This window comes from Streptomyces sp. BE20, from assembly GCF_036322525.1.
Classification (GTDB): Bacteria; Actinomycetota; Actinomycetes; order Streptomycetales; family Streptomycetaceae; genus Kitasatospora.
On sequence record NZ_JAQYWW010000939.1, the window covers coordinates 22,104 to 48,948 of the forward strand.

General features: G+C 75.0%; 22 protein-coding genes and 1 pseudogene. 6 read left to right on the forward strand and 17 right to left on the reverse strand.

What is annotated here, in order from left to right:
- Positions 1-3: 3 nt before the first annotated feature.
- Positions 4-930, reverse strand: coding sequence for a pseudouridine-5'-phosphate glycosidase (locus PUR61_RS22140; RefSeq protein ID WP_329881021.1), 927 nt, complete (start codon positions 928-930; stop codon positions 4-6).
- Between the two features lie 119 nt (positions 931-1,049).
- Here PUR61_RS22140 and PUR61_RS22145 point away from each other — a divergent pair, with 119 nt between their 5' ends.
- Entirely contained in the window at positions 1,050-1,952 is a 903-nt protein-coding gene (locus PUR61_RS22145) for a LysR substrate-binding domain-containing protein (RefSeq protein WP_329881022.1), read from the forward strand.
- Between the two features lie 22 nt (positions 1,953-1,974).
- Here the strand turns inward: PUR61_RS22145 and PUR61_RS22150 are convergent, their stop codons facing one another.
- A complete protein-coding gene (locus PUR61_RS22150; protein ID WP_329881023.1) occupies positions 1,975-3,567 on the reverse strand; it encodes a S8 family serine peptidase in 1,593 nt (530 codons plus the stop codon).
- Between the two features lie 215 nt (positions 3,568-3,782).
- On the opposite strand from PUR61_RS22150, the gene PUR61_RS22155 reads away from it, so the two are divergent.
- Entirely contained in the window at positions 3,783-4,553 is a 771-nt protein-coding gene (locus PUR61_RS22155; RefSeq protein WP_329881024.1) for a Crp/Fnr family transcriptional regulator, read from the forward strand.
- On the forward strand, positions 4,550-5,863 hold the full coding sequence (locus PUR61_RS22160) for a hypothetical protein (protein ID WP_329881025.1): 1,314 nt from the start codon (positions 4,550-4,552) through the stop codon (positions 5,861-5,863). The genes PUR61_RS22155 and PUR61_RS22160 overlap by 4 nt, the downstream gene beginning before the upstream one ends.
- A gap of 40 nt (positions 5,864-5,903) precedes the next feature.
- Here the strand turns inward: PUR61_RS22160 and PUR61_RS22165 are convergent, their stop codons facing one another.
- From PUR61_RS22165 to PUR61_RS22230, 14 genes and pseudogenes are all read right to left on the reverse strand, one after another.
- Positions 5,904-6,389: a S26 family signal peptidase gene (locus PUR61_RS22165; RefSeq protein WP_329881026.1), complete on the reverse strand. Its 486-nt coding sequence runs from the start codon at positions 6,387-6,389 to the stop codon at positions 5,904-5,906.
- 108 nt (positions 6,390-6,497) lie between these two features.
- Entirely contained in the window at positions 6,498-8,483 is a 1,986-nt protein-coding gene (locus PUR61_RS22170) for an ABC transporter ATP-binding protein (protein WP_329881027.1), read from the reverse strand.
- Positions 8,480-9,037: a TlpA family protein disulfide reductase gene (locus PUR61_RS22175; RefSeq protein ID WP_329881028.1), complete on the reverse strand. Its 558-nt coding sequence runs from the start codon at positions 9,035-9,037 to the stop codon at positions 8,480-8,482. The genes PUR61_RS22170 and PUR61_RS22175 overlap by 4 nt, the downstream gene beginning before the upstream one ends.
- 141 nt (positions 9,038-9,178) lie before the next feature.
- The gene (locus PUR61_RS22180; RefSeq protein ID WP_329881029.1) at positions 9,179-9,703 is read right to left on the reverse strand and encodes a MauE/DoxX family redox-associated membrane protein; all 525 of its coding nucleotides are present in this window, start codon (positions 9,701-9,703) and stop codon (positions 9,179-9,181) included.
- Between the two features lie 944 nt (positions 9,704-10,647).
- Positions 10,648-10,917: pseudogene (locus PUR61_RS22185) on the reverse strand (hypothetical protein); the annotation flags it as partial.
- A gap of 196 nt (positions 10,918-11,113) precedes the next feature.
- Positions 11,114-12,388, reverse strand: coding sequence for a serine hydrolase domain-containing protein (locus PUR61_RS22190; protein WP_329881030.1), 1,275 nt, complete (start codon positions 12,386-12,388; stop codon positions 11,114-11,116).
- 251 nt (positions 12,389-12,639) lie between these two features.
- Positions 12,640-12,807, reverse strand: a complete 168-nt coding sequence (locus PUR61_RS22195; protein WP_329881031.1) for a hypothetical protein — start codon at positions 12,805-12,807, stop codon at positions 12,640-12,642.
- Positions 12,808-12,901: 94 nt separating this feature from the next.
- On the reverse strand, positions 12,902-14,365 hold the full coding sequence (locus PUR61_RS22200) for a GTPase (RefSeq protein WP_329881032.1): 1,464 nt from the start codon (positions 14,363-14,365) through the stop codon (positions 12,902-12,904).
- Between the two features lie 47 nt (positions 14,366-14,412).
- Entirely contained in the window at positions 14,413-15,348 is a 936-nt protein-coding gene (locus PUR61_RS22205) for a TRAFAC clade GTPase domain-containing protein (RefSeq protein ID WP_329881321.1), read from the reverse strand.
- 13 nt (positions 15,349-15,361) lie between these two features.
- Positions 15,362-17,482: a dynamin family protein gene (locus tag PUR61_RS22210; RefSeq protein ID WP_329881033.1), complete on the reverse strand. Its 2,121-nt coding sequence runs from the start codon at positions 17,480-17,482 to the stop codon at positions 15,362-15,364.
- Positions 17,479-19,173: a hypothetical protein gene (locus PUR61_RS22215; protein WP_329881035.1), complete on the reverse strand. Its 1,695-nt coding sequence runs from the start codon at positions 19,171-19,173 to the stop codon at positions 17,479-17,481. Before PUR61_RS22215 ends, PUR61_RS22210 begins: the two co-directional genes overlap by 4 nt.
- Positions 19,174-19,177: 4 nt before the next feature.
- Positions 19,178-20,236, reverse strand: a complete 1,059-nt coding sequence (locus tag PUR61_RS22220; protein WP_329881036.1) for a TRAFAC clade GTPase domain-containing protein — start codon at positions 20,234-20,236, stop codon at positions 19,178-19,180.
- 156 nt (positions 20,237-20,392) lie between these two features.
- Positions 20,393-21,289, reverse strand: a complete 897-nt coding sequence (locus tag PUR61_RS22225) for a TRAFAC clade GTPase domain-containing protein (RefSeq protein ID WP_329881037.1) — start codon at positions 21,287-21,289, stop codon at positions 20,393-20,395.
- Between the two features lie 170 nt (positions 21,290-21,459).
- Positions 21,460-22,713: an Hsp70 family protein gene (locus PUR61_RS22230; RefSeq protein WP_329881038.1), complete on the reverse strand. Its 1,254-nt coding sequence runs from the start codon at positions 22,711-22,713 to the stop codon at positions 21,460-21,462.
- Positions 22,714-23,205: 492 nt separating this feature from the next.
- On the opposite strand from PUR61_RS22230, the gene PUR61_RS22235 reads away from it, so the two are divergent.
- From PUR61_RS22235 to PUR61_RS22245, 3 genes are all read left to right on the forward strand, one after another.
- Positions 23,206-24,126 carry an aminoglycoside phosphotransferase family protein gene (locus tag PUR61_RS22235; protein WP_329881322.1) on the forward strand — a complete coding sequence of 307 codons (921 nt, stop codon included), beginning with the start codon at positions 23,206-23,208 and terminating at the stop codon, positions 24,124-24,126.
- A 245-nt stretch (positions 24,127-24,371) separates the two neighbouring features.
- Positions 24,372-24,512, forward strand: a complete 141-nt coding sequence (locus PUR61_RS22240) for a hypothetical protein (protein WP_329881039.1) — start codon at positions 24,372-24,374, stop codon at positions 24,510-24,512.
- 176 nt (positions 24,513-24,688) lie between these two features.
- Positions 24,689-24,949, forward strand: a complete 261-nt coding sequence (locus tag PUR61_RS22245; RefSeq protein WP_329881041.1) for a hypothetical protein — start codon at positions 24,689-24,691, stop codon at positions 24,947-24,949.
- Between the two features lie 47 nt (positions 24,950-24,996).
- On the opposite strand, the gene PUR61_RS22250 is transcribed toward PUR61_RS22245, so the two are convergent.
- Positions 24,997-26,676, reverse strand: coding sequence for a phospholipase (locus PUR61_RS22250; RefSeq protein ID WP_329881043.1), 1,680 nt, complete (start codon positions 26,674-26,676; stop codon positions 24,997-24,999).
- Positions 26,677-26,845 lie beyond the last annotated feature (169 nt).

Below are 26,845 nucleotides of genomic sequence, written 5' to 3' on the forward strand. Positions count from 1 at the left end.
CGGTCAGGCCCCGTTCCGGGCGGCGGCCAGCGCGGTGGCGATCTCGCCGCCCAGCCGGACGTTGCCCCGGTACACCTCGACGTTCACCTCCAGGCTGCGGCCCTGGGTGTCGCGCTGGATGAAGTCGAGCAGGAACGGCGTGGAGGCGTTGCCGGTGACGCCCTGGCGCTCGGCCTCGGCCCAGGCGCGGGTGAGCAGCGCCTCCAGCTCCTGCGGCGGGAGCTGCCTGGCCGGGTCGACCGGGTTGGCGATCAGGACGGCCTGCGGCAGGCCGAGTCCGTCACGGGCGTCGATCACCCGGGCGGCCTCCTCGGGGGTGTCGACCCGGTAGGCGATCTCGTGGCCGGAGTCGGTGACGTAGAAGCCGGGGTACTGGCGCGTGCGGTAGCCGATGACCGGGATGTTGAGGGTCTCGAACCGCTCCAGGGTGGCCCGGATGTCGAGGATCGACTTGACCCCGGCGCTGATCACGGTGACCGGGGTGGCGGCCAGGGTGGTCAGGTCGGCGGACTCGTCGAAGCTCTCGGCCGCCCCGAAGTGGACGCCACCGAGGCCGCCGGTGGAGAAGACCCGGATGCCCGCGCGGTGGGCGAGGAAGGCGGTGGCGGCGACGGTGGTGCCGCCGTGCCGGCCGAGCGCGGCGACCACCGGCAGGTCGCGCAGGCTGGCCTTGTCCAGATCGTCGGTCCCGGAGAGTTCCGTGATCTGGTCGGTGGAGAGACCGACCGTCGGCACGCCGGCGTAGACGCCGATGGTCGCGGGGACGACGCCGGTGGCGCGCAGCCGCTCCTCCGCCTCCAGGGCGACCTCCAGGTTGCGGGGCCGGGGCAGCCCGTGCGTGAAGATGGTCGACTCCAGCGCGACGACGGGGGTCCCGGCGGCGACCGCCTCGGTGACCTCGTCGGAGATACGGATGGGCAGTCCGGTCATGGCAGAGGCTCTCTCTCGGGGGCCGTTGCCACCACGGTGTGGCAGCGGTGTCCTCAGCCTAGGGAGGGGTCACATCGGGATCCAGAATGAGTCCTGGGCCATCTCATAGACTCCGGGCTATGAGTCTCACGCTTCGCCAGCTGGAGGTCTTCCTCTCGGTGGCCGACACGCTGCACTTCGGCCGGGCCGCCGAACGCCTGCACATCTCGCAGCCGACGGTCAGCCAGGAGGTCGCCCGGCTGGAGCGGACCGTCGGCGTCCAGCTGTTCGACCGCAGCCGGCGGGCGGTCCGGCTCACCTCCGCCGGGGAGGTGATGGCCGCCGAGTCCGCCCGCCTCCTCGCCCAGGCCGACACCCTGCTCGCCCGGGTCCGGCTGCACGAGGAGACCCGGGCGGGTACGGCCCGGATCGTCGCCTCCCCCACCGTGGTCAACCGGCTGCTGCCCGCCGTGGTCAGCCGGGCCGAGCGCGAGCTGCCCGACCTGCTCCTGGCCGAACTGTCCGTGGACACCGGCCGGGTGTCCCCGACACTGGCCGCCGAACTCGCCGACATCGGCCTCGGCCGGTTCCTCGACGACGTGCCCGGCTACCGGCGCGAACGGATCGCCGACGAGCCGGTGCACATCGCGCTCAGCCGGGACCACCCGCTCGCCGGGCGCGCGTCCGTCCGGCTGGACGAGCTGGGCGACCTGCCGCTGCTGCTCTGGCCCCGCGAGCAGAACCCGCGCTACTACGACCACGTGCTCGCGCTCTGCGCCGAGCGCGGGGTCGAGCCGCCGGTGCTGGTCGGCCCGGCCCGGATCGTCGGCTCCCGGCTCTACCTGCTGGCGCAGAGCCGGGCGTTCTCGCTGTTCCCCGCCTCGATGACCGGCCACCTCACCGAGGACGTGGTCACCGTCCGGCTCACGGACCGGGCCACCCTGCCGCTGGAGCTCCAGTGGCGCCTGGACGACCGCCGGCCCGGACTCGCCGCGCTGCGCGAGCTGATCCGGGAGGAGGCGTCCGCGCTGGAGACCTGCTGACCGCGCGGACGCTCCCCCGCCGTCAGAACCTCAGGTACCAGCCCCTGATCGTGCCGGGGAAGTAGCCCCCGATGTCGGTCACCCGCAGCCGCCAGACACCGTTCGCGGTGTGCCCGGAGGCGTCGACCCCGTAGAGGGCGACGAGGTCCGTGGCGATGTCGTAGTTGCCCGCCGCGTGGAGCAGGAAGGCCGCGCCGTCCGGCGCCACCACCTCGACGTCGAGGTCGCTCCGCCACCAGTAGCCGATGTCCACGCCGACGTCGAGATCGCGCGGCGCCTTCCCGGGCACGCCGGTGACGGTGATCGGGGCCTCGACCGTGCCGATCCCGTCGAACTCCACCGGGGCCGGGGCGGCGAACCTCGGACCGCGCGGCCGGTTCGGCACCGTCCCGGTGTAGAGCAGCCGGTCGGGCGAACCCGGGCCCAGCTCGTAGAGCGAGTCGACGGTGGCCGCGCCGGTCAGCGCGGCGGTGAGCTGCGCGGGCGTGGCGGTGCGGTGCGTCGACAGGTACAGCGCGGCGGCGCCGGCCGCGTGCGGCGCGGCCATCGAGGTGCCGGACATGGTGACGCCGATCCCCTCGAAGTCGATCACGTACCACACCGAGGTGACGTCCACGCCTGGTGCGTAGAGGTCCACCAGCGGGCCGTAGTTGGAGAACGACGCCTGCGCGTCGGCCGAGTCGGTCGCCCCAACCGTGATCGCCGCGGGCACCCGGGCGGGCGAGTGCTCGTTCGCGTCGACGGCCTGGTTGCCCGCCGCGACGGTGTAGGTCAGCCCGGCGGCGATCGAGCGGGCGACGGCCGCGTCCAGCACCGGATCCGGGTCGCTGCCCAGGCTCATGTTGACGACGGCCGGACGGGCGGCGTTCCGCGTCACCCAGTCGATGCCTGCCACGACCTGCTCGGTGGTGCCCTCGCCGTTGTCGTCCAGGACGCGCACCGCGACGACCTTCGCCGCCTTGGCGACGCCGAACGTGGTGCTGGCCACCGTCCCCGCGACGTGGGTGCCGTGGCCGTGGCCGTCGTCCGCCACCGCGTCGCCGTCCACCGCGTCGTAGCCGTGGGAGGCGCGGCCCCCGAACTCCTCCGAGGTGATCCGCACCCCGGTGTCGACGACGTAGACCGTCACGCCCGCCCCGGCCGTGTCCGGGTACGTGTAGCGGTCGTCGTACGGGAGCCGCCGCTGGTCGACCCGGTCCAGGCCCCAGGCCTCCGGGGAGGTCTGCTCCCCGTCGACCCGGACCCGGCGGTTCGCCGAGACCAGCGCCACCGACGGGTCGGCGGCCAGCCGACGTGCCTGCCGCTCGGTCAGGTCCGCGGCGAAACCGTGCAGCGCCGCGTCGTAGGTGCGGCGGACGGTGCCCCCGTACGCCCGGGCCAGGGCGGCCGAGGCGTCCGCCACCGAGCCCGCGACGGCCGCCGAACGGTCGCCCCCGGGAGCCGACTTGAGCATGACGAGGTAGCTCCCGGGCAGGGCGTCCGGCGACCGGGCGCCCTGCACCACCCCCTCCGGCGCCGCCGCCGACGCGGGGAACACCCCTCCGGCACCGATCGCCAGCGCCGCGGCCGTTCCGAGAACCGCGAACACCCTGCGCAGTCGCCCTCCACCGTGCATGCCCGCCCGCCCCTCCGATGTCGAGTTCCCCGGACGACAAGCCTGACTGATCGTCAGGTCACGGGCAATCAGCTCGGGTTGCCGTTCGCCGACGACCCGACGCGGCAGGCCGGGCCCCGGCTCCCGGAGACTGACAGCACCTCGGGCCGTGCGCTATCTTCCGTACGGAATCGCCCCGTTCGGGGCAGGGCCGCCGACCTGTGGGGGCAGGCACCATGGAGAGCGCGTCGCGGAGCGCACCCGAATCCGGCAGAACCCCGGGGGCCCGGCCACCGGGACCCCCGCCCACCCCGTTCCCACGAGGCCCGTTCGCCGGGCTCGACCACACCGACCTGCGGGAACTCGGCCGCCTGGGCACCCGGCGGATCTACTCCCCGGGCGAGGCCCTGATGATCGAGGGCGAGCCGGGCGACCGGGTCGCCCTCCTGCTGACCGGTTGCGTCAAGGTCGTGGCCGCCACCGAGGACGGCAGCGAGGCCCTGCTCGCCGTCCGCCTCCCCGGCGAACTGCTCGGCGAGATGGCGGTGCTGGACGGCGATCCGCGTTCGGCCACGGTGCTCGCCGTCCGCACCAGTACCGCCCGCGAGATCGCGGGCCCGGCCTTCCTCGCCTTCCTGGCCGACCGGCCCGCGGCCGCCCTCGCCGTCCAGCGATCGCTCAGCCACAAGCTCCGCGCCGCCACCCGCTACCGGGTCGACGCCGGCTGCGGTACCGTCCTGGTCCGCCTCGCCCGCACCCTCACCACACTGCTCCGCTCCTACGGCACCCCGACCGATGACGGCCTGCGGATCGACATACCGCTCAGCCACGCCGACCTCGCCGCCCTGTCCCAGCTCTCCCCCGCCAGTGTGGAACGCTCCCTGCGCACCCTGCGCAACCAGGGCGCCGTCCGCACCAGCTACCGCCAACTCGTGGTCAAGGACCGGACGCTGCTCTCGAAGGCGGCCGGCCTCCCGCTCCCCCCGCACGGAGGTGACGGACGATGAGCGCCAGAGGAACACCGGCCCGGCAGCGCCGCATCTGCCTGGTGGTCGACATCGAGGCCTACAGCGGCCGGCTGTACCCGGTGCAGGGGGACATCCAGGACCGCCTCCACCGGGCACTGGACCACGCGTTCGTCCGAGCCCGGGTCGAACGCGGACGGTGCGAGGCGCAGGACCGGGGCGACGGCCAGTTGCTCCTGCTGCCCCCCGGAACGAACGAGGCGGTCGCGCTGCCGGGCCTGGTCCTCGGCCTGCGGGACGCGGTGCACACGCTCAACCGCTCCCCCGGCACCACCGGACGGCTGCGGATCAGGGTGGCGCTCGCCCAGGGCGGGGTGCAACGGGCCGCGCTCGGCTTCACGGCCCGCTCGGTCGAGACGGCCTGCCGGCTGCTGGACTGCGCGCAGGCCCGGGCCGCGCTGAAGGACACCCCGGAGGCCGACCTGGTCCTGGCCGTCACGGACGACCTGTACACCGACGTCTTCGAGGCGGGCGTGGGCGGGCTGGCCGCCGGGGAGTTCACCCGGACCACGGTGAGGATCAAGGACAAGCGCTTCGAGGCACACGCCTGGCTGGCCACGCCCCGGCGGGGCGAACTCGTCGCCCTGCCAGCTCCGCCGACACCCGGGACCCGGCGCCGCGCGGCGACCTCGGCGGTGCTCCAGGGCGCCCTCGACCTCCTCGCGGGCGCCGGACTCGGCGTCACCCCCTCGGTCCACCACGGCGGGGACGGCGGTCCGGGTCACGGACACGGCGGCGGGCAGGAGGCCGGCGGCAACGCGAGCCCGTCCGCACACCACGACGGCGACGACCCGTGGGAGGCTCCGGGCCACCGCGGCGACCCCGACGGCCACGGCGCCGGGCACGACGGAGGACACGGACACGGAGGCGCACACCCGAACGGGGACGGACACGGCCCGAACGGACCGGTGGACAACGCCGTCCACCACGACGACCCGTGGCACCCGAACGGCACCGGGGCGACGTACGGGGACTCGGACCCGCACGATCCGTGGGAGGCGCCGCACCCCCGGCACCAGGACTCCCACGAGTACGGCGCGTTTGGCGGGGACGGCCATCACCCCTACCACGGCGACGCCGTGGAACCGTCCCACGCGGGCGACCCGTTCGACCCGTTCGACCTGCACGAGGGACACGGCGTGCACGACACGACCCACGGCCACGACGTCCCGGAGCCACACCACGAGCACGGCGGGTACGACGCATACTACGGCTACGAAGGGCACGCCCCACCGGACGTCCACTTCGGCCAGGACGCCCACGGGGACGGCTGGCACGGACCGCACCGCTGAGGGCCCGCACCGGCCCTGGTGGCTCCCGGCGGCCCGGGGGTCAGCGACCGACCGGCCGCCCCGGGCCCGGGGGCGCGTCCCGGAGCCGGACGCCCTCCAGGACGACGCCCACCACACCGGCGACCGGCACCGCGCCCCAGACCCGGGAGTCGGTGCTGAGGCCGGGGTTGTCACCGAGGAGGATCAGCCGGCCGCCGGGCACGGCCGGGCCGGGGACGGCGTCGCGGACCTGGTCCGGAACCGGCTCGCCCGGCAGCGCGGCGAGCCGCTTGATCAGCAGCCGTCGCGGGCCGTCGCCGACCGGCGACGCGGTCGGGCGGCCGTCCCCGTCCGAGACGACCACGACGATCCGGCCGGTCCTGAGCCGGGCCAGGCCCCGTCGCACGACCAGCACCCGGCGGCCGGGGCGGAGTGCGGGGCTCATGCTCGGCCCGGACACCACGATCACCGAGAACACGGTGCGGGCCAGCGCGGCGAGCGCGGCCAGGACGAGGACGCCGGCGACGGCGGCGAGCAGCAGCGGCACGGTGGAACCTCCTGGTGCTACGGGGTCGTGACGGAACGGTGCCACCGGGGGCAGTAGGCGCCACGGGCCGGTACGGCCACGGGGCGGTACGGCTACGGGGCGGTACGGCTACGGGGCGGTACGGCCGAGCGGTGCCGGGGTCGGCGGTCCTGCGGGTGGCCCGACCGGTGTGTCCTGGTACCCGGCCGCCTGCAGCGCGAACAGTTCGGCGTACCGGCCACCGCGCGCCAACAGCCTTTCGTGGGTGCCCTGTTCCACCACCTGCCCGGCGCCGAGGACGACGATCCGGTCGGCGTCCCGGACGGCGCTGAGCCGGTGCGAGACGATCACGCTGGTCGCCCCGCGCCGCAGGCCGCGCAGGCTGTCGTGCACCTCCTTCTCCGCCTCGGCGTCAAGACCGGAGCTGGGTTCGTCGAGGATCATCAGGTCGGCGTCGCTCCGCATGAACGCCCTTGCCACCGCAAGGCGTTGCCATTCGCCACCGGAAAGCGCGTGCCCGCGGCCGGCTCCCGGCCCGTCGGCCGCGAAGATCCGGCTGAGCAGCGTGCCGTAGCCGGCGTCGAGCCGGGAGATCCGCTCGTGCACACCGACCGCGCGGGCCGCCGTCGTGATCCGGCCGGCGTCGCCGAGGTGGTCCAGGCGGCCGAGGCCGATGTTCTCGCCGGCGGTGAGGTCGTAGCGCACGTAGTCCTGGAAGACCACGCCGACCCGCTCGCGGTACGCGTCGGGGGTGAACTCCCTGATGTCGGTGCCGTTCCAGAGGATGCGGCCGCGGGTCGGGTCGTACAGCCGGCAGAGCAGCTTGACCAGCGTGCTCTTGCCCGCGCCGTTCAGGCCGACCAGGGCGGTGACCGAGCCCGCCGGGAGGAGGAGGTCGACGCCGCGCAGGGTCCAGGGGGCGTCCTCGTGGTAGCGGAACCAGACGTCCTGGAGCTCGATCGTCCCGGTGAGCCGATCCGGGGAGACCGGCCGTTCGGGCAGGGCGAGGTCGGGCTCGGCCGCGCCGAGCGCGCGGTAGTGGTCGAAGGTGATGGCCGCCTGGTAGGCGGCGGATCCGGTCGCGGCGAGCTGGGCGACCCCGCTCTGGATGCCACCGACGGCGGCGAGACACACCGAGACGTCCCCGAGCGACAGTTCACCGTTGCGGGCGGCGCGCACCGCCCAGACCAGGCCCAGCGCGTACACGCCCACGCCCAGCAGGGACGCGGGCAGCCGCTGGGCGAGGTTGCGCCGGTCGGTGCGCTCCTCCGCGCCGGAGACGGTGAGCAGTTCGGTGCGGGCCCGCTTCCGGAAGAAGTCCTGGAGGCCGAACAGGCGGACCTCCTTCACCGCGTCGACGTCGGCGATCAGGCTGCCGTAGAACATCTGCCGGCGGCTGTGCGCCATCGTGTCGCGCAGCACCGCCGCCCGCCGGCGGCCGGCGACCAGTTGGACGCGCACCAGTGGGAGCGTGAGCAGCAGGGTGACGCCGCCGAGCAGCGGGTTCACCGCGAACAGGGTGCCGAGGAAGCCGAGGACCGTCGCCAGCGCCTGGAGGCTGCTGAACGCCGAGCCGGTCAGCAGGTCCGGGGCGACGCCGCCGGCCTGCTGGGCGAGGCGCAGCTCGTTCTGGAACCGCGGGTCCTCGAAGGGGCGCAGCCCGGGCAGCCGGTTGACCGCCTCGAACAGTTCGTCCTGCACCCGCAGCCGGATGGCCCGGCTGCTGCGGGCCCGGGCGTACTCGCTGGCGGCCGGGGCGAGGGCCAGTCCGAGGCTCGCGGCGACCAGCAGGACGCAGGTGCCGACCGGTACGCCGGAGCCAACGCCGGGCGCCCCGGGCGGGGCCGTCAGCGCGTCGAACAGGTCGCTGACCAGCAGTGCGGTGGCGGCCGGGAGCAGTCCGGCCACCAGGCCGCAGAGCAGGGAGACCAGCAGCGCACCGGGCCCGGACCGCCAGGCGAGCGCGGTCGCGGCGGCGGCCGAGCGCAGGGCCTGGCGGCCTTCGCCGGGCGGACGCGGCGCCGGGGCCGTGCCCGCCGTCGGGGGCGGGACCGCACCCGCCGCTCCGGCGGTGCCGGTGGCTCCGGCGGTGCCCGCCGTCGGGGTCGCCGTCACCGAACGGCGGGCTGGACGTCGAGTTCTCCGGGCAGCAGGCGGTTGGTGATCCGCCCGTCGGCGCCGACCTCGACGTAGCTGGGCCAGCGGACGACGCCGAAGGACTCGGCCACGGAGCCCTCGACCACCCCGGCGGGTTCGACCACGACCTTGGCGACCGGCGCGAGCATGGCGGCCAGTTCCTCGGCGACCGCGCCGGCGCCCTTGACGACGGCCACGACCCGGTCGCGCCCCCCGGGGTGGTCGGTGACGGCCTTGACGAAGTCCGGGGCCTGTTCGAGGCAGGGCCCGCAGCTCGCGGAGAAGAATCCGACGACGGCGCGGCCCCCGGAGAAGTCCGCGCGGGACACCGGTCCGTCCTGCCGGGAGACGGCCCGGAATTCCGGTACGGGAGTTCCGTCCGGAATTCGGTTCTCCGGGATGGAAACGCCCTTGACGATGTCACCGTGGGAACCGTGACCGGAGTTTCCGGTCACCTTTCTGGCGAGTGCCAGGGTAAGCAGCAGATTGAATACGGAAAGACAGCCGATCACGACGGTGAATACCGTTGACATGGCAGTGGGCCTCGTTCCGGACACTGGGGAAGGACGAATTCGAGGGGCGTTCGGGGAGCTTTCGAGGGGCCGGCGGAACGGTGTCGCCGGGGCGCTTCCGCCGGGGCCGGGTGCTCGGCGCGCAGCCGCCCGGGCGGGTGCTCAGCGCGCGGGAGAGAAGAGCTCGACCAGGGTGTCGGTGGCGATGGCCAGCGCGCTCGCGCCGACGGCGACCAGCAGGACCAGGGCGACGGCCGCCGGCTCCAGACCCCCCGGGTCCGGCGCGGTGCTCGCCACCAGACCGGCTGCGGCGACGCCGGCGAGGAGCAGATTGCGCACCACGTGCGCCCGCCCCACGGGCACGCCGGCCGCACCGAAGCAGGGGCAGGAGACGTCGATCCGGCGCCACAGCACCGAGACCAGGACCCCCGCGAACAGCGCGAGCAGTCCGCCCGCAGCCGCGAACGCCCAGGTGGCGACCGGTCCGGGCAGCCAGACCAGCAGGGCGACGGCCGCCTCGACGAGCGGGACGGCGATCACGACCGGGCGGTTCAGCCGGCGCGGGACGACCGCCATCGCGCGCAGCGCCGAGGCGAAGTCCCCGGGCGCGCGCAGCTTGGCCAGCGCGGAGACGGCGAAGACGAGCGCGACGACACAGCGGCCGCCGAGCAGCAGGCAGGCGTGCATGGTTCCTCCCCCGTGCCGGCACCCCGGGCGAGCGGGCATGCCGGCGGACTCTGTCGGCCGGGACTCCCGGCCGGGCACCGGGCGGGCCACGGAGGCCCGCCCGGTCAGACCCGGACGGTCAGCAACCGCCCCGGATGGCGTACGTCTCACAGGTGGGGGCGGAAGCGCAGTTCCAGGAACAGCACGTCTTCACGTAGAGCGTCTCCCCGACACAGGTGTAGAACGTACCCGCCGGGCACGCGCAGGCCGCTTCCGCGGTCTCCGTCCGGAGACCGCGCGAGAACGCCCGGTCGACCAGGTTGAGCATCGCCTGAACCATTGTTCCTCCACACTGGGCAGATGGATACGAGTGGCTGTGCACTTACTGACGAGATCTCGTGCGGGGAAACGTAACTGAAATATTCGGATCTTGTCTAGACCAAATTGGACAGTGATCGACAGGTGAGAACGGAAGCGGAAAGTCCGATTCCTTGGGTCGTGTCACCGGCCCTCCGGGAATGGCCCTCGCGCACTCGTCGGCCGCGCGGGCCGCCGGGGCCGGAGGCCGAGGCACGCCCGGAGGTCTGCGCGGCTGGTGCGCCGGTGGGGGTTCAGCGACAGTTTTCGGCGGGTGGGTCGCAGAGTCCGACACCTTCGACGCCCTGGAGGTCGGCGATCCGCCGCCTGAGATCGGCGAGGGCGGTGGTGGGTGCCCGGGAGTCGAGGATGGCGACGAGGCGCGCTCCGGGCGTTTCGCCGTTCCGGATCACGTCCTGGCAGGCGGCTCGGTGTCGGTGGTCCCGGACTCGGGCGCGACGTCATCGACTTCTACACAGCCGCCCCGGACAGGGCCGTTCGCCCGGAAGCCGGGTTCGCCACCGACGATGCGGCGGCCCCCACGCGTTCGGGAGCACCTCGAAGAGACACGGTCCGGCTACGCCCCGCACCGACGGCCGGTCCGGCACTCAGGCCGCAGGGCCGCCCCGGGCGTCCGGGACGGACAGGACGGACGGCGGGAGCGGGTGGAGCGACGGGTGGCCGTCGGCCGGCAACAGATGGCCCGCGGCGCCGACCTTGATGCCGGTCCGCTCCTCCGCGGTCAGCTCGCGGCGGATCCGGGCCGGGACGCCGGCGACCGGCGAGCCGGGCGGCACTCGCATGCCCGGCGGGCCGAGGGCGCCGTCCTCGGCTTCGGCCTCGGCCGGCGAACCGGCGCCGATCCGGGCGCCGTTCAGTGGGACGAACACCCCCGGTCGACGGCGGGCAGGACGCCTCTTGGACGGCGTCGACCACCTCGGCGGTCAACGGCCCCGGCGTTGCTCGCCCCTCCTCGCGGCGGCTGCCCGGCGGGGGCGGAACGGCACGCCCGCCGCCCGGCCGGTCCGGTGGTCCGGTGTCCGGCGGGACGGCGGGACGGCGGGACGGCGGCGGTCAGCCGGTCGGGGCGGCGGTTGCGGCGGCCGGCTGACGGCCGCAGAAGGCGGTCGCCAGCAGCTTCTGCGAGGTCTTCCACCCCTGGCCGGTGTTGCGGTAGCCGTTGGTCGAGACCGCCACCAGCCGGCGGCCGTCCAGGGTGCCGTAGAGGGCGCTGTTGTGCCCGCGGCCGGTACTGCCGTTGTTTCCCCAGACCTCGCCGCAGGGCGTGGTCAGCCGTCCGATCCCCAGGCCGTACTGGGCGTCGCCGCTCAGCGGGGCGACCGTCAGCATCTCGGCGAGCAGCGGTGCGGGGAGCAGCCGCCCGCCGAGCAGGGCCCGGAGGAAGGTGCCGAGGTCCGCGGTGGTCGAGATGCCGACGCCCGCCGCGTCCATCTCGCTCGGCTCCATCTCGGTGACGTCCACCGGGCCGCCGGGCAGATCGAGGTAGGTGTGCGCGTGCGGGCCGCGGATCCCCGTCGCGTGGGCCGGCATCGACGTCCCGCTCAGCCCCAGCCGGTCGATGATCCGGCGCTCCACCTCCCGGCGCCAGTCGTGGCCGGTGACCCGCTCGACGATCATGCCGGCCAGCAGGTAGTTGGTGTTCGCGTAGCGCCAGCCCGTGCCGGGCGCGAAGTACGGCGGGTGGCTGTTGGCCACCGCGAGGAGTTGCTGCGGCGTCCAGCTCCGCCAGCGCCCCTCGCGGAGCCAGGTCGCGTTGTCGACGTCGACGGCCGGGTCCGCGGTGTAGTCGAACAGCCCGCTGGTGTGGTTGAGCAGCTGGCGCACGGTAATGGAGCCGCCGCCCGGGACGGCGCCCGGCAGCAGGCTCTCCACGCTGTCGTCCAGCCCGAACCGCCCCTCGCCGACCAGTTGGAGGACGACAGTCGCCACGAAGGTCTTGGTCACACTGGCGATCCGGAACCGGCCGCTGGCCGAGGGCTCGGCGCCGGTCGAGAAGTCGCCCACGCCCTCCGCGCCCTTCCACACCGTGCGCCCGTACTCGGTCACCCGGGCGAGGGAGCTGGACGCCCCGCCGACCTCGATCACGCCCTCCAGTGCCTCGTTCAGCGCCCGGGCGTCCACGCCGCCCCGGTGCGGGCCGCGGCCGGCCGCCTCCGGGCCGGTCCCCGGCTGCTCCTCGCCGACGGCCGTCGCTCCGCCCGGCCCGGTGCCGAAGGCACCGGCCGTCGGGGCGGTCACGCCCACCAGGCCCACCCCCGCCAGCGCGAGCGCGACGATCCGCACGCCCCTCGCCGTCCGCGACCCGCCCCGGCGCTCCGCTACCCTCATGAGTCCTCCTGTGTCCGTGCCGACGGCTTTCGCAACACCCGAAAAGTGTGAGGGGTTGACACTGTGTCAGCCGCGCACGAACCGGTCGTCCACCCACAGGGGCACAGCGGCTCCCCCTGCGGAGGGATGCCCCTCCGGCGTGTCGGCCCTCCTCAAGTCGGAGGCCGACCGTGCCGAACTCCGCTACAGGAATCCGACGTGAGGAGAACTCACGTACGTCGACGAGTCGTCCCGGCGGGGCCTTGACGGCGTCACCAGCCGTCGTCCCCCGCATCGTGCACCGCCGCCGGGTCGGGCTCGTGGCCGTTCTGGCCGGAGTAGTAGTCGGACGGGGACTCGTAGGCGGTGTGGTCGGCCGCCTCGATCACGTCGTCGGGGTGCAGGCGGCCGTCGTCCCAGGTCTGCTCGGGGTCGGTCACGGCGGTGTTCCCTTCTCTCCACCGGCCCGGACACCGTCCGGACCGGTTCCCGACCGGGTCGGACCCCCGGTCGGACGTCGGACCCGGCCGGACGTCAGGCGGGCGGCCCGGGCGGTGCGGCGAAGTAGATCGCCTCGCACAGCTCGCGCGCGATCCGCGCGTACCGGCCGGCGTCGCGCAGCGGGCCGTCCTCCAGCCGGCGCCAGTACCCGGCCGCCCGCGCCGCCGCCCGGCGCAGGTCCTCCGGCCCGGCCCCGGCCTCCAGCCCGAGCTGGGCGGCCGGGGTGCGCCCGGTGGCCAGGGCGATCAGCGCGTCGACGGCGTCCGGGGCGAGTTCGAGCCGCCGGGAGGCGACGGCGGCCAGCGCCCGGGCCAACTCGTGTCGGCGCAGCACCGGATGCTGCCGGAGCTCGCCGATCCTGGTGCGCGCCCGGCGGACCAGGTCGGCGGGCAGGCCGTCGCCCGCACCGAGCGCGGCCTCGACCGCGCCGAGGGCGGCGGCGGCGCGCAGGACGTCGGCGGCGTCGACGAACTGCCGTCGCAGGTGGTCGACGACGGCACCGATGCCGGAGGTCCTCCGGAACTCCTCCAGCAGGACGGCGGCGCCGACGTGACCGCCCGTCGCCCTGGCCCGGTCGGCGGTCCGGAGCGCGACGTCGATGCCGTAGACGCCGAGCAGGCCGTGGAGCCGTTCGCGATCGGGCCGGGTGAGCGGGGCGTCGTCCCAGCCCAGGAAGCGGCTGCCGGTGTACAGGGCCCGGCGGAGTTCGGCCGCGGGGGTCTCGGCGAGCCGGCGGACCAGGGCGGCGTCCGACTCGGTGAAGTCGTCGCCGAGGGCGGTCTGCGCGAGCAGGCCGACCACCGGGAGCACGGAGTCCACCAGCCCGGCGAGCCGTTCGGCGTTGCGGTCGGCGACCTGCCGGGCCCGGGGCCAGGGGTCGCCGTGGCCGTCGCCGAGCAGGTCGATCCGGCTGAGCACGCCCACGGCGTTGAGCGCGGTCATCCGGCTGTCGGCCTGCGCGCGCAGGGCGCCGAGCGCCTCCGCGTCCCCGGCGCCCGGGTGCGGCATGACGTAGATCACGGCGTCGGCGCGGGCGAGCGCGGCCAGCGCGGGCGCGTCGAGACCGCTGAGCGAGTCGAGACCGGGGGTGTCGACCAGCACGCAGTCCCCGGCCGGCCGGAGTCCGGCGGCCTCGACCACCACCTCGGCGATCTCCCCGGTCGGCGTCCCGAGGCCGCGGGGATCGCGCGGCAGGCCGCCGGCCAGCCAGTGGGAGGTCCCGTCGAGCCGCCGGACCTGGACGCGGTTGAGCGGGCCGGGCCGGAACCAGGCCACCACGGTGGTGCACTCGGTCGCGGCCGAGGCGGCGAGCCGGCGCCCGAGCAGGGCGTTCACCAGGGTGGACTTGCCCGCGTTCATCCGGCCGCCGACGGCGATCCGCAGGGTCCGCTCGTCGAGGCGCTCCCGTACGGCGCGCACCGCCCCGACGGCCGGACCCGGCGGCAGCCCGGCCGCCAGGTCCGCGCAGAACTCGCCCACGAGGGGGGCGAGTTCCACGGGCCTCGGTCCGCCCGTCGACGCGGGCCCGGGCGGGGGGACTCCGGTCACCGCGCCTCCGCCGGGAGGAGGTCGCCGACCGGCGGTACGGTCCCTCGCTGCACGCGGGCCAGCACCCTGGCCAGCCGTTGGGCGGGCCGGCGGAGCCGTCCGAGCTCCTCCTTCTCGATCCGCGCGCACTCCTCGTACCGCTTGAGCTTGGCCGTGGCGCTCTCGACGCCCTTGAGCCAGGACACCATGCTGTTCACCGCGTGCGCGTCCGTGCGGGTCTCCTTGATCAGACGCCGGGAGTCGGCGAGTTCGGACTCCACCACCTGCACCCGGTGGGTGAGCAGGCCCGAGAGGCACCAGAGCACCGGGACGAGGACTCCGGCCGGCCTGGACCCGCAGGAGACCGCCACCGACAGGTCGAGGATCCGTTCCTCACCGGCGATCAGGTCCGCCAGCGGGGCCGTCGCCTCCCTGGCCAGGGCCCACGCGGCAGGGTCGGTGACCAGGTCGGCCTTGGTGAAGGCGAGCACGATCGGGAGCGGCGCCGACTGCGGCTGCACCGCCCGCTGGAGCAGGACGACGGTGCGACGGAGCTCCTCGTGGCTGCCGACGTCGTCCGCGAGGCGCCGGGCGTCAGCGAAGACGATCAGCCCGTCGGCCCGGGTGAGCCGGGCCAGCAGTCCGGTGGTCTCGGGATCGTCCGCGGCGGTGCTGGTGAGCGAACCGCCGCGGTAGTCGGTCCAGTCGAAGGCCGCAACGTCACGGCGGCCGTGGGTGAGCAGGAAACGGTGGTCCGTGCGGCGGGAGGAGATCGGCGGGTAGACGCCGCGGCGCACCGCCCGGCCCGTCCGGAGCAGATCGTGCCCGTCCTCCTCGCTGACGTCGCGCAGGGTGAACCCTTTGTACCCGGTGGCGAGTTGGGCGTACATGGAGGAGAGGTAGGTGGTCTTGCCCGCGTTGCTGTGACCAAGGGCGACCAGCCGCAGGTTCATCAGGTCCACGAGATCAGCTCCGTCCCGGGCCCGGGGAGCCGGACGCCCCGTCGGCGCCGGACGCGCCGGGGTCGCTGGGCGCGCCCAGCGACCGGGCCAGGGCGGCGCCCTCGTCCCGCAGGACGGCGAGCGAGGCGATCCGCCGCCGGGTGCGGTCCCGGGCGGCGGCGAGGTCAGCCGCGGAGGCGGCCAGGTTGCGGCGGTGGTCGGCGAGCTGCTTCTCCAGCCGGACCCGCTCGTCGGCGATGGCCTGGTCGAGGACGGCACCGAGCCGGTCGGTGAGTTCGTCGACGTGGCTGGTGATCTGTGCGGGGATCTCGGTGCTCAGCTCGGTGAGCACCCGGTTGAGGTGGCGGGTGGCGTCGCCGCGCACCCGGCCGAGTTCGGTGCGCTGGCGGCGCCGGCGGGTGAGCACGGCCAGCATCGCGTAGCTGGCGACGGCCGGGACGAGGATGCCGCCGGTCAGCAGACTGAGCACGGTGCCGAAGGTGGCGGCGGTGCCGAGCGAGGGCGCGACGCTCTCGATCACCCCGAGCGGACCGCCCTCGCGGTGCTTGGAGTGCACCATCTCCGGCAGCAGGCCGGCTCGTTCGGACCGGAGGACGACCGCGGAGCCGTCCGAGCCGTCCACGGGCACGAGCTCGGCGCCGGGGGCCTCCTCCTCCGGACCGGAGCCTGCGGCGGTGTCCAGGACGGCCGCGCACTCCTGCCGGACCTTCTCCTCCAGCACCGCCAGGCCCCTCCGGGCGGCGTTGTCGAGCTGCAACCAGACCGCCTCCACCTGGGCCTCCAGGTCGGCCGGGAACTCCTGGGCGAGCGTCCCCGGTTCGGAGGTCGCGATCTGCCCCTCGGCGTACTGCCGGACGTCGTTGACGCTCCGCCGGAAGCCGAGCTGGAGGGCGTTCTTGAGATCGCGGGCACCGGTCGACAGGACCCGCCGCCACTGGGCGCTCTCCGGCTGGAGCAGCCGCAGCGCCTCCTCCGCGCCCTGGACCTCGGCGGCCAGCGTCGGGTCCTGCCGGAGCGAGCGGAGGCGCTGTTCCTGCTCGGCCAGCGGACCGGCGATCGCGGTGAGGGCGACGTGGACCAGGTTGGCGAGCCGCAGTTCGGCGGCCCGGGCGGCGACCCGACGGCGCAGCAGCTCCTCCAACGGCTCGAAGCCGCTCTCCGAGAGCAGTTCGGCGGCCTCCTGGAGCGAGCCCGAGTCGGCGGCCTCGGCGGCGTCCCGCCGGGCCCGGTTGCTGACCGGGAACCAGGAGGCCCCGGAGTGCCGGGGTGCGTGCCGGGCGATCAGCTCGTGGTTGCGGGCGAGGACGGCCTGCCACGCGTCGTGGCTGTCGGTCTTGGTGAGGACGAACACCGTCTCGACGGTGCGCTCCGTCGCACGGGCCAGGAACTCCAGCTCGGAGCTCGTGAGTTCGCCGGATCCGTCGACCACGAAGACCAGTGCGTCGGCCCACTCAAGGGCGGCGAGGGCGAGTTCGGCGTGACCACTGACCAGCCCGCCGACACCGGGAGTGTCGACCAGTTCGAGGCCGGCGGCGAGCATCGGGACGGGCAGCTCCACCTCCACGTGGTGGACGTCGAGGCGGTGCGGCCGGCCCGTGAGCGGGTCCACCGCAGCGTACTCGGCGATCCGCTCCAGCGGGATCGGCTCGGGGCTCGGCCGCCCGTCCGGCTCCCCCGCCGGGGCCGGGTTCCCGAGCGGGTCGGTGCCGTCGGAGGGCCCGGCCCCGGCCCCGGTGGTCGACCCCGCCGCGGGCAGGAGGTACGCCTCGGCGCGCGGGCGCTCGCCGTGACGGACGACGACGTGCACACCGGTGGCGACGTCGGCGTCGACCGGGAGGAGGTCCCAGACGCCGACCAGACTGTTGATCGTGGAGCTCTTTCCGCGCTTCTTCTCCCCGACCACGACCAGCGAGGCGGCGCCGTCGGCGGCCCGGGCGGCCTCCTCCCGGACCCGTCGGGCGGCGTGCTCGGCGGTCGAACCGGCACCGCCCGCTCCGGCGTCGTCGGCGGGTTCCGCGGGTTCGGCGGCGGCCGCCCGGGAGGCACGTTCGAGGAGGTCCGCGGTGCGGCCGGCGAAGTCCAGCACGCGGGCGCGGGAGGGGCTTTCGGCCCGGGGCGTGGTCATGAGGGTTCTCCCCTGGTGGAGTCGGTCCGGTCACCGGGGTCGGCCGGCGGGTTCGCGCGCCGGTCGGCGGGCCCGGGGGAACCGCCGGGCGGCGGGTCGGACGGCCGGCGGGGCGGGGCAGGCGGCGGGTCGGCCGGCGGGTCGGGCAACGCAACGGACGGCGGGACGGTCGGCGGAGCGGGCACCGAGCCTGACGACGGGGCCCCGGAGGCATCCGGCCCGGGAGCCGGACCCGACGGCGCGGCGGGCGGCTCCGGGTCGTCGAACCCGCCGAACCTGCCGGAGTAGTCGGCATCCTGGGGCGTGACGGAGCGGGTCTGCCCGAACAGGGGGCGCTCGACGCTGGGGCCGGGAGAGACGTAGTCGTCCCCGCTCGCCCTTCCCGTGTACGGCCTCCCGTCGTCGTGGGCCTCCCCCTCCGGGGCGCCGTGCGGCGCGCCGTGCTGCGGCACCCCGGCGTACGGGTCACGGGGTGCCGTGTCCGGGTACGGGTCGGCAGGGCGCCCGCCGTTCCTCCTCCGCGGGGCCAGCGCGGAGTCCACCTTGCGGCCGACCTCGGTCAGGAACCGACCGGCCTGGCCCAGGAGCTGACCGAGGACCGACTGCCCGGGCGGTGCCGCCGGGTCCGAGCCCTTTCCCGGGCGCGGGCCGCCGTGTCCGGCGCCTCCCGCCCCGTGGACGGCCCCGCGCCACCCCCCGCCGTACCCGTCGTACCCGCCGTATCCGTCGTATCCGTCGTACGCCGGATCCACGGCTCCCGGGCCCGACGGGTGCGGCGCCCCGGGCCCGAAGGTTCCCGGCTTCGACCGACCCGGCTTCGACGGGCCGGTGCCGGACGGCGCCGGGTCCGCGGGATCCCCCGCGGACCGGTTCGGCGTGAACCGCACGGCCGTCGGCGGCGCCGGCGGCGGGCGGAACAGCAGCTGGTAGGCCCGGCCGTCCCGGCTGGTCAGATGGGTGAGCCGAGCGAGGTCGGCGTCGGCGCGACGGCGCCAGCCCGTGACCAGGAGGCACGGATCGGGCACGGACGCCGCCGCCGACCACAGCGCCCCCGCCTCCGACTCGGGCAGCAGGTGGGCCCCGTCCGCGCGGGCGGGGAGCCATCGGCCCGTCGACGGCAGCCCGCCGACCGTCCCGGGGGCCCGGTCGGGCCACGGGGCGGCACCCGGCGCGGTCGCCCGCGGCTCGGCCTCCCGCCGGTCGGCCGCCTCCCAGGTCGGCGCCGTCCAGTCGCGGTACACCCGGCCGCCCCAGGGAACCAGGTGGTCCTCCAGCTCGGCGAGTTCGGGGAGTCGTCCGGGCGCCGGCGCCTCGCTGTACCAGCCGACGAAGCCGTAGAGCGGGCGGTCGAACCTGTCCCGGACCATGGTGTCGCTGATCAGTCCGAACTCGCAGGCCGCGCCGAGCAGCACGCCGTGCTCGTCGCGGTGGAGCACGAAGCGCGGCCCGTCCTCCAGGCGGTCCCCGCCCGCCACCGCGGTGCGGACGGCTTCGGCGAGCGGGCCCTGCCGGTCGACGCCGGCGGGCAGGGCCCGCCACCACTGGTCGATCCGCAGGGTGCGGCCGTAGACGACGGCGGACCAGCCGCCGGGCGGCGTGGCGGACACATCGGTTCCGGCGGGCCGGGGGTCGGCCGCCGGTGGGGCGTCGGAGGTGTGGTCGGGCGTCGGCCCGTACGGGGGAGTCGTCATGGTGTCAGTCCGTCAGCAATCGGCCGTCGCGGTAGATGGCGATCCCTCGCAGTTCCTGGTCCAGCTCGGCGCACCGGTGCTGGGCCCGTTGGAGGTCGGCCGAGGTCGCCCGGCTGTCGGCCACGAGCCGCTCGATCTGCTGCCGGGCGGAACTCTTCCGGTCTCCCTTGAAGATGCCGCCGAACAGCCCCTGGCTGAGTGCGGCGAGTTCGCCGCGGGAGGAGTCGAGGCCGGCGGAGAGCCTCGCCATCTCGTGCTCGTTCCGGGCGATGCCCTCGCTGAGGTAGTGGCGAAGGCTGAAGACGATCGGCAGGTGGAGGTTCTTGGGGCTGATCCGGGTCGCGTCGACGATGCTCCGACCGCCCTCGCCGAAGGTGCCCAGCTGGATCGGGCAGAGCGCCACCGTGACGCCCTCGGCCTCCTCCCCGGCGAGGGCGGGGACGAGGTTCCCGAGGTTCCTCGCCACCACCTGGAGCGCCTCGGCGGCGCTCATCCCCGTACGCGCGACCAACAGGTCGACCTTGGTGAGCAGCACGACCACACCGGGGGGAGGCTGGCGGGCACGGAAGCGGTTGCTGAAGACCCTGGAGATCGCGATGCTGCACCGGGGGATCTCCATCAGGTCTCCGACCCGTTCGAGGCTGCCCGGGGCCCCGGCCTTGACCCACTCGGCCACGTGCTCGGAGTCCAGCGCGACAATGATGGTGTCGGTGGCCTCCAGCCGCTCCGCCAACCGCGAGACGTCCGGCGCCGAGCCGCGGGGGGCGACCAAGGAGTCGCCCCGGAAGTCCACGAAGTCGACCTGCATGAGGTCGCGCATGCCACGGCGGAACACGAACTCGTAGGTGACGGGCAGGTCGTCCGGGGTGGGTTTCGGCATCTCGCCGGTGCGGCGGAGCTTGGCCCAGTGCTCGGCGAGGTCGAGGTCCCGGTCGGGGTCGGTGGCGTAGAGGTAGTAGCCCTTCACGCCGGACGAGAGCCGGTTGTACATGCCGTGCAGGTAGGCGGTCTTGCCGGAGCCACTGGCTCCGATCATGGTCACGGAGATGCTGGGAACGTCCATGGACGCGGTCCTCTGTTCGCGAGGTCGAGGGTCTCGGAGCTGCCGGTGGTGGTGGCGGCGCTGGCGGTGGTGGTGGCGCTGCCGGTGGTGGTGCCTGGGAGGGATCGGATCGGGAGTCGGGGCGGAGTCCCACGGTGGCGGGGGCCGGACCGTGGCTCAGAACGAGAGGATGTCCTCCAGCAGCTCACCCAACCGGTCGGCCGGCTCCACCAGTGGTTGCAGGAGGGAGAGTTCGGAGGCGGCGAGGGCCCGGTCACGGTCCCGGAGAGCCGCCCAGGACGGCACGTCGTCCCACCAGCTGCTGACCCGGTCCCACAGCGTGTCGCGCTGATCGGCCAGTTGGGCGGAGGCCATCAGGCTGTCGATCGAGGCGGACAGTCGCATCGCCCGCCCGATGATGCCGAACCGGAGCGTCCAGAGCACCGGCAGCGCCACGTTCTCCGGCTCCGGGCCGCAGACCAGCGGGATGAACGCCCCCTGGATGTGGCGGGTTTCGGCGACCGCCTCGATCAGCGGCCGGAACGGTCCGACGAACCGGTCCTCCGCGTCGTCGGCTCCGAGGTCGACCAGGTCGGCCTTGGTGAGGGCGATCACCAGCGGTGTCAGCGTCTCCTCCCGGTCGGCGAGCGCCTGGTGGACCCGGACCGTCAGCCGCCGGACGGCTTCGGCCGCCTCCGGGTCGGTGTCCAGCCGGAGGGCGTCGACGAAGAGCACGATGCCGTCGGCGGCGACCAGGTCGTCGTGCAGGTCGGCCGCCTGCGGGCTGTCGCCGCGGTGCTCCGTGAGCGCTCCCCCGCGGTGGTCCTTCCAGCGGAACGGGAAGACGTCGGCCCCGTCGTGGCGCAGGACGAAGTCGTAGGCGCGGGGCCGGTCGCTGGCCCGGGGGTAGCGGCCGCTCAGGATGTCCCGTGCGCCGGACGTCAGCACGCGGTGGGCGGTCGTGTCGGCGGTGCTCAGCGTCATGCCCTCGACGCCGTCGCACATGGCCGCGTACATCAGGGAGAGGTAGCTGGTCTTCCCGGCCGCACTGTGGCCGAGCATCACGATGTCCATGCGGTTCCTCGCGGCTCCTCGGGAGGCGGGGCGGGTCCGGGCGGAGTGCCCGACGGGCGGGACACGGAGACGGGGGTGCGGTGTCCGGTCCCGGCCCGGGGGGTCGTTCCGGGCCAGGGGGTCGTTCCGGGCCGGGGGGTCGCTCCGGGGCGGATCGGTCCCGATCTGGGTCAGAGGGGCCGGCGCCCGTCCAGACGGGGGTCGTCCTCGTCCGGATAGTGGGTGACGGCCCAGCGCTTGGCACTCTGGCCGGCGTCTGCGCCGTCGTGGGCACCGCCGGCGCCGTCCGCCGGTCCGGGCGAAGCCGGCGGGTCGGTGAGCGCACCGAGCGCGACCACGGCCTTGGGATCGGCGGCCAGTTCGGGCAGCCGGCCCAGACGGGCGGCGATCAGGTCGGCGACCACCGGAGTCCGGCCGGCCGCGCCGCACAGGACGACGGCGGCGAGATCCTCCGGGGACACTCCGGCCAGGGCCAGCGCCCGTTCCAGCAGGTCGACGGAGGCGGTGAGCGCCGGAGTGACGGCCGCCCGGTACTCGCCGCCCTGGACGACGAACGGGTCGCGGTAGCCGGGCACCGCGAGGTAGACCGTCCCGGTGCTCGACAGGGACTCCTTGGCGAGGGTCAACTCCCTTGCTAGCTGGAAACGCTGGTGGGCGGTGGCAGCGTCGGACGCGTCGGCGGAAGCGGAAGCGGAAGCCGGATCGGGCCAGAGCCGGTACCAGGGGGCCGGGTCCACGTCCAACGCGCGGTCACGGAGCAGTTCGAAGAGGGCCTGGTCGAGGTCCCGGCCGCCGAAGTCCGGGTTGCCGGCGACCGCGACGGCCTTGAACTCGCCCCCCTCCCGGCGGAGTACGGCGATGTCGACCGTCCCGCCACCGAGGTCGTAGACGGCGATCGGGCGGTCCTCGTACGGCGCGGAGCCGTCGGCGTGCCCGGCGTCCGCAGCAAGGGCCGCCGCGGCGGCGTGGAAGCGGGCCGCCGCCACCGGCTCGGCCAGCAGCTCCGGGTCGTCGATACCGGCCCGGACGGCCGCCTCGACGAGCCGGCCCAGATCGGCCGGCGACCAGTCCGCAGGGTGGGTGAGCACGGTGCGCACCGGAGCGCCGCCCCCGTTCTGCGTACGGGCCTCCGCCGCCGCGCGGGCCAGTACGGCGGCCGCGAGGTCGACCGTGACCACCTCACAGCCGTCCAGCAGGACGGCCCGCTGGCGGAGCAGCGCCCTCTTGGGGCCGAGCTCCGCCCGTTCCGGCCGCTGGGCGGCGAGTTGGACGGCGGCGCGGCCGGTGAGCAGCACCCCGGCGTCGTCCAGGCAGACCAGCGAGGGCAGGTAGCGGCTGTTCTCGATCTCGACCGCCACCACCGGACCGGCCTGCGCCACGCGAACCGCCGCAGTGGTGAAGCAGGTACCGAAATCTATGGCCAACGACCAGTCAGACACGTTTCCTCACAAGGCAGTTGCGGCACGCGAGTGCGCGGCGGAGCGCAGCCGGGGCAGCGGCCCCAGGTGTCCCGCGCAGGATGTTAGGCCCCCACGGGCGACTCTGAAGCGGGTCGGGACATTTTGTAACAATGGCATGCACATTGCCGCTTCGGCGCCGAGGCGTCGGCGGCACGGCACGGGGCCGGCACTTCGGCCCCCGGGTCCGGGGCGCCGGCCCCCAGTCTCCGCGCACCCGGCGGCCGAAACACCGTCAGGTGACCGAATGGGGACGGGGCACCCGGCGGCCGGCCCTGCCGGCCGACGTGCGAGAGTCGGAACCACTGCGCGGCGGAACCCCGTGCGGCGACCGAATCGGCACGACCTGCCCGCACAACCTGCCCGGCCCCGACGAGGAAGGCCCCCTTGAGCAGCCGCGACGCCGCCCCCGACACTGCCCCTGTCCCCGCCCTCGCCCCCGTTCGCGCCCCCGTTCGCGTGCCCGAGGAGTTCGCCGCCGCCTACGGCGCACACGGGGTCGCCGAGCGCGCCTGGATCGAGGAACTCCCCTCCCTCGCAGCCGAGTTCCTGGACCGCTGGACCCTGCGACCGGACGGCCCGCCCGCCCACGGCATGGCCTCGCTGGTCCTTCCCGTCCTGCGGGCCGACGGCTTCCCCGCGGTCCTGCGGCTGCAACAGGTCCGCGAGGAGACGGCCGGCGTCGCCGCCGGGCTGCGCGCCTGGCGGGGCGAGGGCGCCGTCCTGCTGCTCGACGACGACCCCGCCACCGGCACCCAACTGCTCGAACGACTCGACGCGGCCCGGCCGCTCGGCGTGGTGGCCGACGACGACACCGCGCTGTCGGTCCTCGCCGGCCTGATGGCCCGGCTGACGGCCGTCCCCGCCCCGGCCGGGCTCCGCCGCCTCGGAGACCTCGCCGCCGCCATGGTCGACGAGACACCCCGGGCCGTCGCTTCCCTACGGGACCCCGACGAGCGACGCCTCCTCCGCACCTGCGCCTCGACGGTGGCCGCACTGCTCGACGAGCCCGGTGATCGGCTGCTGCACTGGGACCTCCACGACGGCAACGTGCTCGCCGGCGAGCGCCAACCGTGGATCGCCATCGATCCCGAACCCCTCTCGGGCGACCCGGGATTCGACCTGCTCCCGGCCATCGACCAACGGTGGGACGCCGCGCACCGGGGTTCCGCCACCGAACGGACCGTTCTCCGGCGGTTCGACCTGCTGACCGGCACGCTCGGCCTGGACCGTTCGCGAGCCGCCGGCTGGACGCTCGGCCGCGTGCTGCAGAACGCCCTCTGGGACGTCGAGGACGGCCGGACCGCCCTGGAACCGTCCCAGGTCGCCGTCGCCACCACACTGATCCGGCACCGCCTCGGTCAGGGCGTGGAACCGTGAACCGGCCTGCGTCCCTCCGCACGGAGACGGCGGTTCCGAGCCCGGACAGCACCTGGCGCCACCCCCGGTCGACGCCTGGCCTGGTCCCGCGGGACCGACGGGCGCGGGGGGTGCCTTGAACGAGCCGGACCGGCCGCCGGTGGAACACCGGCCGCCGCCTGACCGGGTCGGCCGGCGAGCCACCGCCTGGGCGTCCGGCCTGGGCTACGCCGCCGTGCTCGCCGGGTCCTCAAGCCCTGGCGGCCGTGCTGTTCCTGCCGTGGCGTCCGTCGTCACGTCCCGAGGTCCTGGTGCCGCTCGCCGCGACCGCGCTGCTCGGTGCCGCCTGGTTCGCCGCCTCCTGGCTGGCGCCGCCGGCCGAACGTCCCGCGCCCGGCGAACGGTAGCCGCACCGCCTACGGACCTTCTCCCGGCCCTCCTCCCGACGCTCCTCCCGGCTCTCCTGCCGACCCGCGCTGTCGGTCGGCGCGAGCACGGGCCGAGGGGCGCGCGACGCGGCCCCTGCCATCGGCCGGGCGACCGACGGGCGGAACCGCACAGGTGAAGGTCAGGTTGCATTCGCGTGAACCGCCTCAACCACCCGCTCCGCACAACTGTCCGTCTCCTCGCCCGGATCCGCTCGGCCGTCGAGCGCCTCGACGCCCGCGCCGACGCCGCCCTGCGGGCCTGGGCCCGCCCGCTCACGGCCCGCACCGCCGAGCTGCTGCGCCGCATGGCCGCCGCCAACTGCAGTGACGCGCTCAGCCGCCACCTCCCCTGTCGCGCCCGCGAACGGGCCGCCCGCGACGCCGCCGCGGGCCACGACGGCCGGCCCGGCTCGTAGACCCGGCCCGAAGGACCGGCCGGACGGACCGGCCCGGGGCGCCGGCGTCAGGCGCGGCAGAGGCCGGTGGCCCAGTCGACGGTGGCGGCGGCCTGGGAGTGGCGCCACTCGGGGGCGAGCAGGTCGCGGTCGAGCTGCGCGGCGGCGGTGCGGTCCTCGACGACGTAGCCGAAGTCCTGGAGCCAGGCCGGGTAGAGGTTCTTCGATCCGATGTAGAAGGCCGAGTCGTCGACCGCGACCAGCTTGTGGTGCAGCGCGTACGGGTGTCCGTCGGCCCAGGTGGCGGTGGGGGCGGCCCGGAAGGTGGCGAGCTGGAGGTTGCCGCAGAGCGCTGCGGTGGCCTCGGCACGGTCGCCGGTCAGGGTGGCGAGGCGGGCCCGGAGCACGTCGCCGATCTCGGCCAGGGACTTGATCTGCGAGTAGCCGCCGCTGCCGACGGCGCCACGGTTGGCCGGGTCGCTGACCACGATCCGCACCTTGACCCCGGCGGCGAGCTTCGCGGCCAGCAGGTCGTAGAGGCGGGTGTCGTAGCGGGGCAGCGGCGGGCAGGTGCCGTTCATGTCCTGCTGGGAGATCTCGATGTGCCGCCGGGCACTGCCGACGAGGGCCCGCAGGGCGTTCTCCTCGGGGTTGACCGTCTCGTAGTCGCGGTCGGCGTTGGTGTTGTCGTGCAGGGTGAGCGGGCTGCACTTGGCGTCGGCGGCCCCGACCACCGGGCCGGGCCGGTAGCCGGACGCCGGGTCGGCGGCCTCGATGCCGACGCCGAGCCCGCCGACGGCGATCACCGGGACGGTCCCGGTGGCGGGGGCGGCCGGGTTGAGGTCGCGCTCGATCGACGGGCGGCAGGCCCCGCCGTCCGAGGAGGCGAACCAGGCGTTGCCGAAGAGGCCGGTCCGGCCGCAGGTCCACTCCCACAGGGTGTCCAGGTAGCGGGCGGCCGAGGTGGCGGCGGGGCCGCTGAGCGCCAGGTCGACGTCCGAGACGGGGTGGGCGGTGTCGAGGTAGTCGTTCTTCCAGCCGTTGATGCCGCCGGCGATGACGGTCCGTCCGTCGACGACCAGGAGCTTGGAATGGTTCCAGGAGAACGCGGTGCGCGAGGTGGTCATCGAGGCGATGTTCAGACTGACCGAGCCGGCCGCCGGGCCGAGCCCGGCAACCAGCTCGTCGCGGTAGCGGGAGGGCAGGACGTTGGCGTTGTAGAGCGGCGCGGCGCCGACCAGGATGCGCACGACGGGGCGGTGACCGGCGGCCACCGCGGCCTTGAGTCCGGCGACGAGGGCGTCCTCGAAGCCGCCGTCGGGGAACGGCGCGAGGGTGGAGACGTCCACGGTCCGGGTCGCGGCGGCGACGTCGGCGGTCATCTTCGCCAGCAGCGCGCGGGTGCCGGGCCGGTCGGCGCAGGTGGCGTCGCCCCAGCAGCCGGGTGTCTGGAGCAGCCAGCCAGCCGGCTCCGCCCCCGCACCCATACCGGCACCGGCACCGGCCAGGCTGTTGCCCTCGGTGCGCTGCCAGACGGTGCCCTCCAACCCGGGCGACACCTCCCGCAGGACGCGCTCCACGGCGTCGAGGTGCGCGGTGCCCGTGTCACCGTCGGCCCGGGTGGTGGGGGCGGGTACGGCCGCACGGGCGGACGTGGGCGGGACGACGGCCAGCAGGCTGGTGGCCGCGGCGGCGGCGAGGGCGGCGCGCAGGACGCGGCCGGGGCGGCGGGAGGAGGGTCGGAGCACGTGACGTTCCTTCAGGACGTGACGGGTGGCTCATGGTTCACCCGTGGGACGACCTGAGATTACCGAGAAGTAATATCCCGTCCAATTTGTGCATGCCAATGAGCCACCGGGCTTGATTCGCACCCGCCGTCCGACCCCCGCCACATGGCCGCCGTGTGCCGGGGCGGCG

Coding starts and splice junctions, on each gene's coding strand:
- PUR61_RS22220 (WP_329881036.1), bottom strand. CDS start 20,236: ATGGACGTTCCCAGCATCTCCGTGACCATGATCGGAGCCAGTGGCTCC.
- PUR61_RS22210 (WP_329881033.1), bottom strand. CDS start 17,482: ATGACCACGCCCCGGGCCGAAAGCCCCTCCCGCGCCCGCGTGCTGGAC.
- PUR61_RS22225 (WP_329881037.1), bottom strand. CDS start 21,289: ATGGACATCGTGATGCTCGGCCACAGTGCGGCCGGGAAGACCAGCTAC.
- PUR61_RS22155 (WP_329881024.1), top strand. CDS start 3,783: ATGGAGAGCGCGTCGCGGAGCGCACCCGAATCCGGCAGAACCCCGGGG.
- PUR61_RS22215 (WP_329881035.1), bottom strand. CDS start 19,173: ATGACGACTCCCCCGTACGGGCCGACGCCCGACCACACCTCCGACGCC.
- PUR61_RS22205 (WP_329881321.1), bottom strand. CDS start 15,348: ATGAACCTGCGGCTGGTCGCCCTTGGTCACAGCAACGCGGGCAAGACC.
- PUR61_RS22145 (WP_329881022.1), top strand. CDS start 1,050: ATGAGTCTCACGCTTCGCCAGCTGGAGGTCTTCCTCTCGGTGGCCGAC.
- PUR61_RS22140 (WP_329881021.1), bottom strand. CDS start 930: ATGACCGGACTGCCCATCCGTATCTCCGACGAGGTCACCGAGGCGGTC.
- PUR61_RS22160 (WP_329881025.1), top strand. CDS start 4,550: ATGAGCGCCAGAGGAACACCGGCCCGGCAGCGCCGCATCTGCCTGGTG.
- PUR61_RS22190 (WP_329881030.1), bottom strand. CDS start 12,388: ATGAGGGTAGCGGAGCGCCGGGGCGGGTCGCGGACGGCGAGGGGCGTG.
- PUR61_RS22180 (WP_329881029.1), bottom strand. CDS start 9,703: ATGCACGCCTGCCTGCTGCTCGGCGGCCGCTGTGTCGTCGCGCTCGTC.
- PUR61_RS22150 (WP_329881023.1), bottom strand. CDS start 3,567: ATGCACGGTGGAGGGCGACTGCGCAGGGTGTTCGCGGTTCTCGGAACG.
- PUR61_RS22175 (WP_329881028.1), bottom strand. CDS start 9,037: ATGTCAACGGTATTCACCGTCGTGATCGGCTGTCTTTCCGTATTCAAT.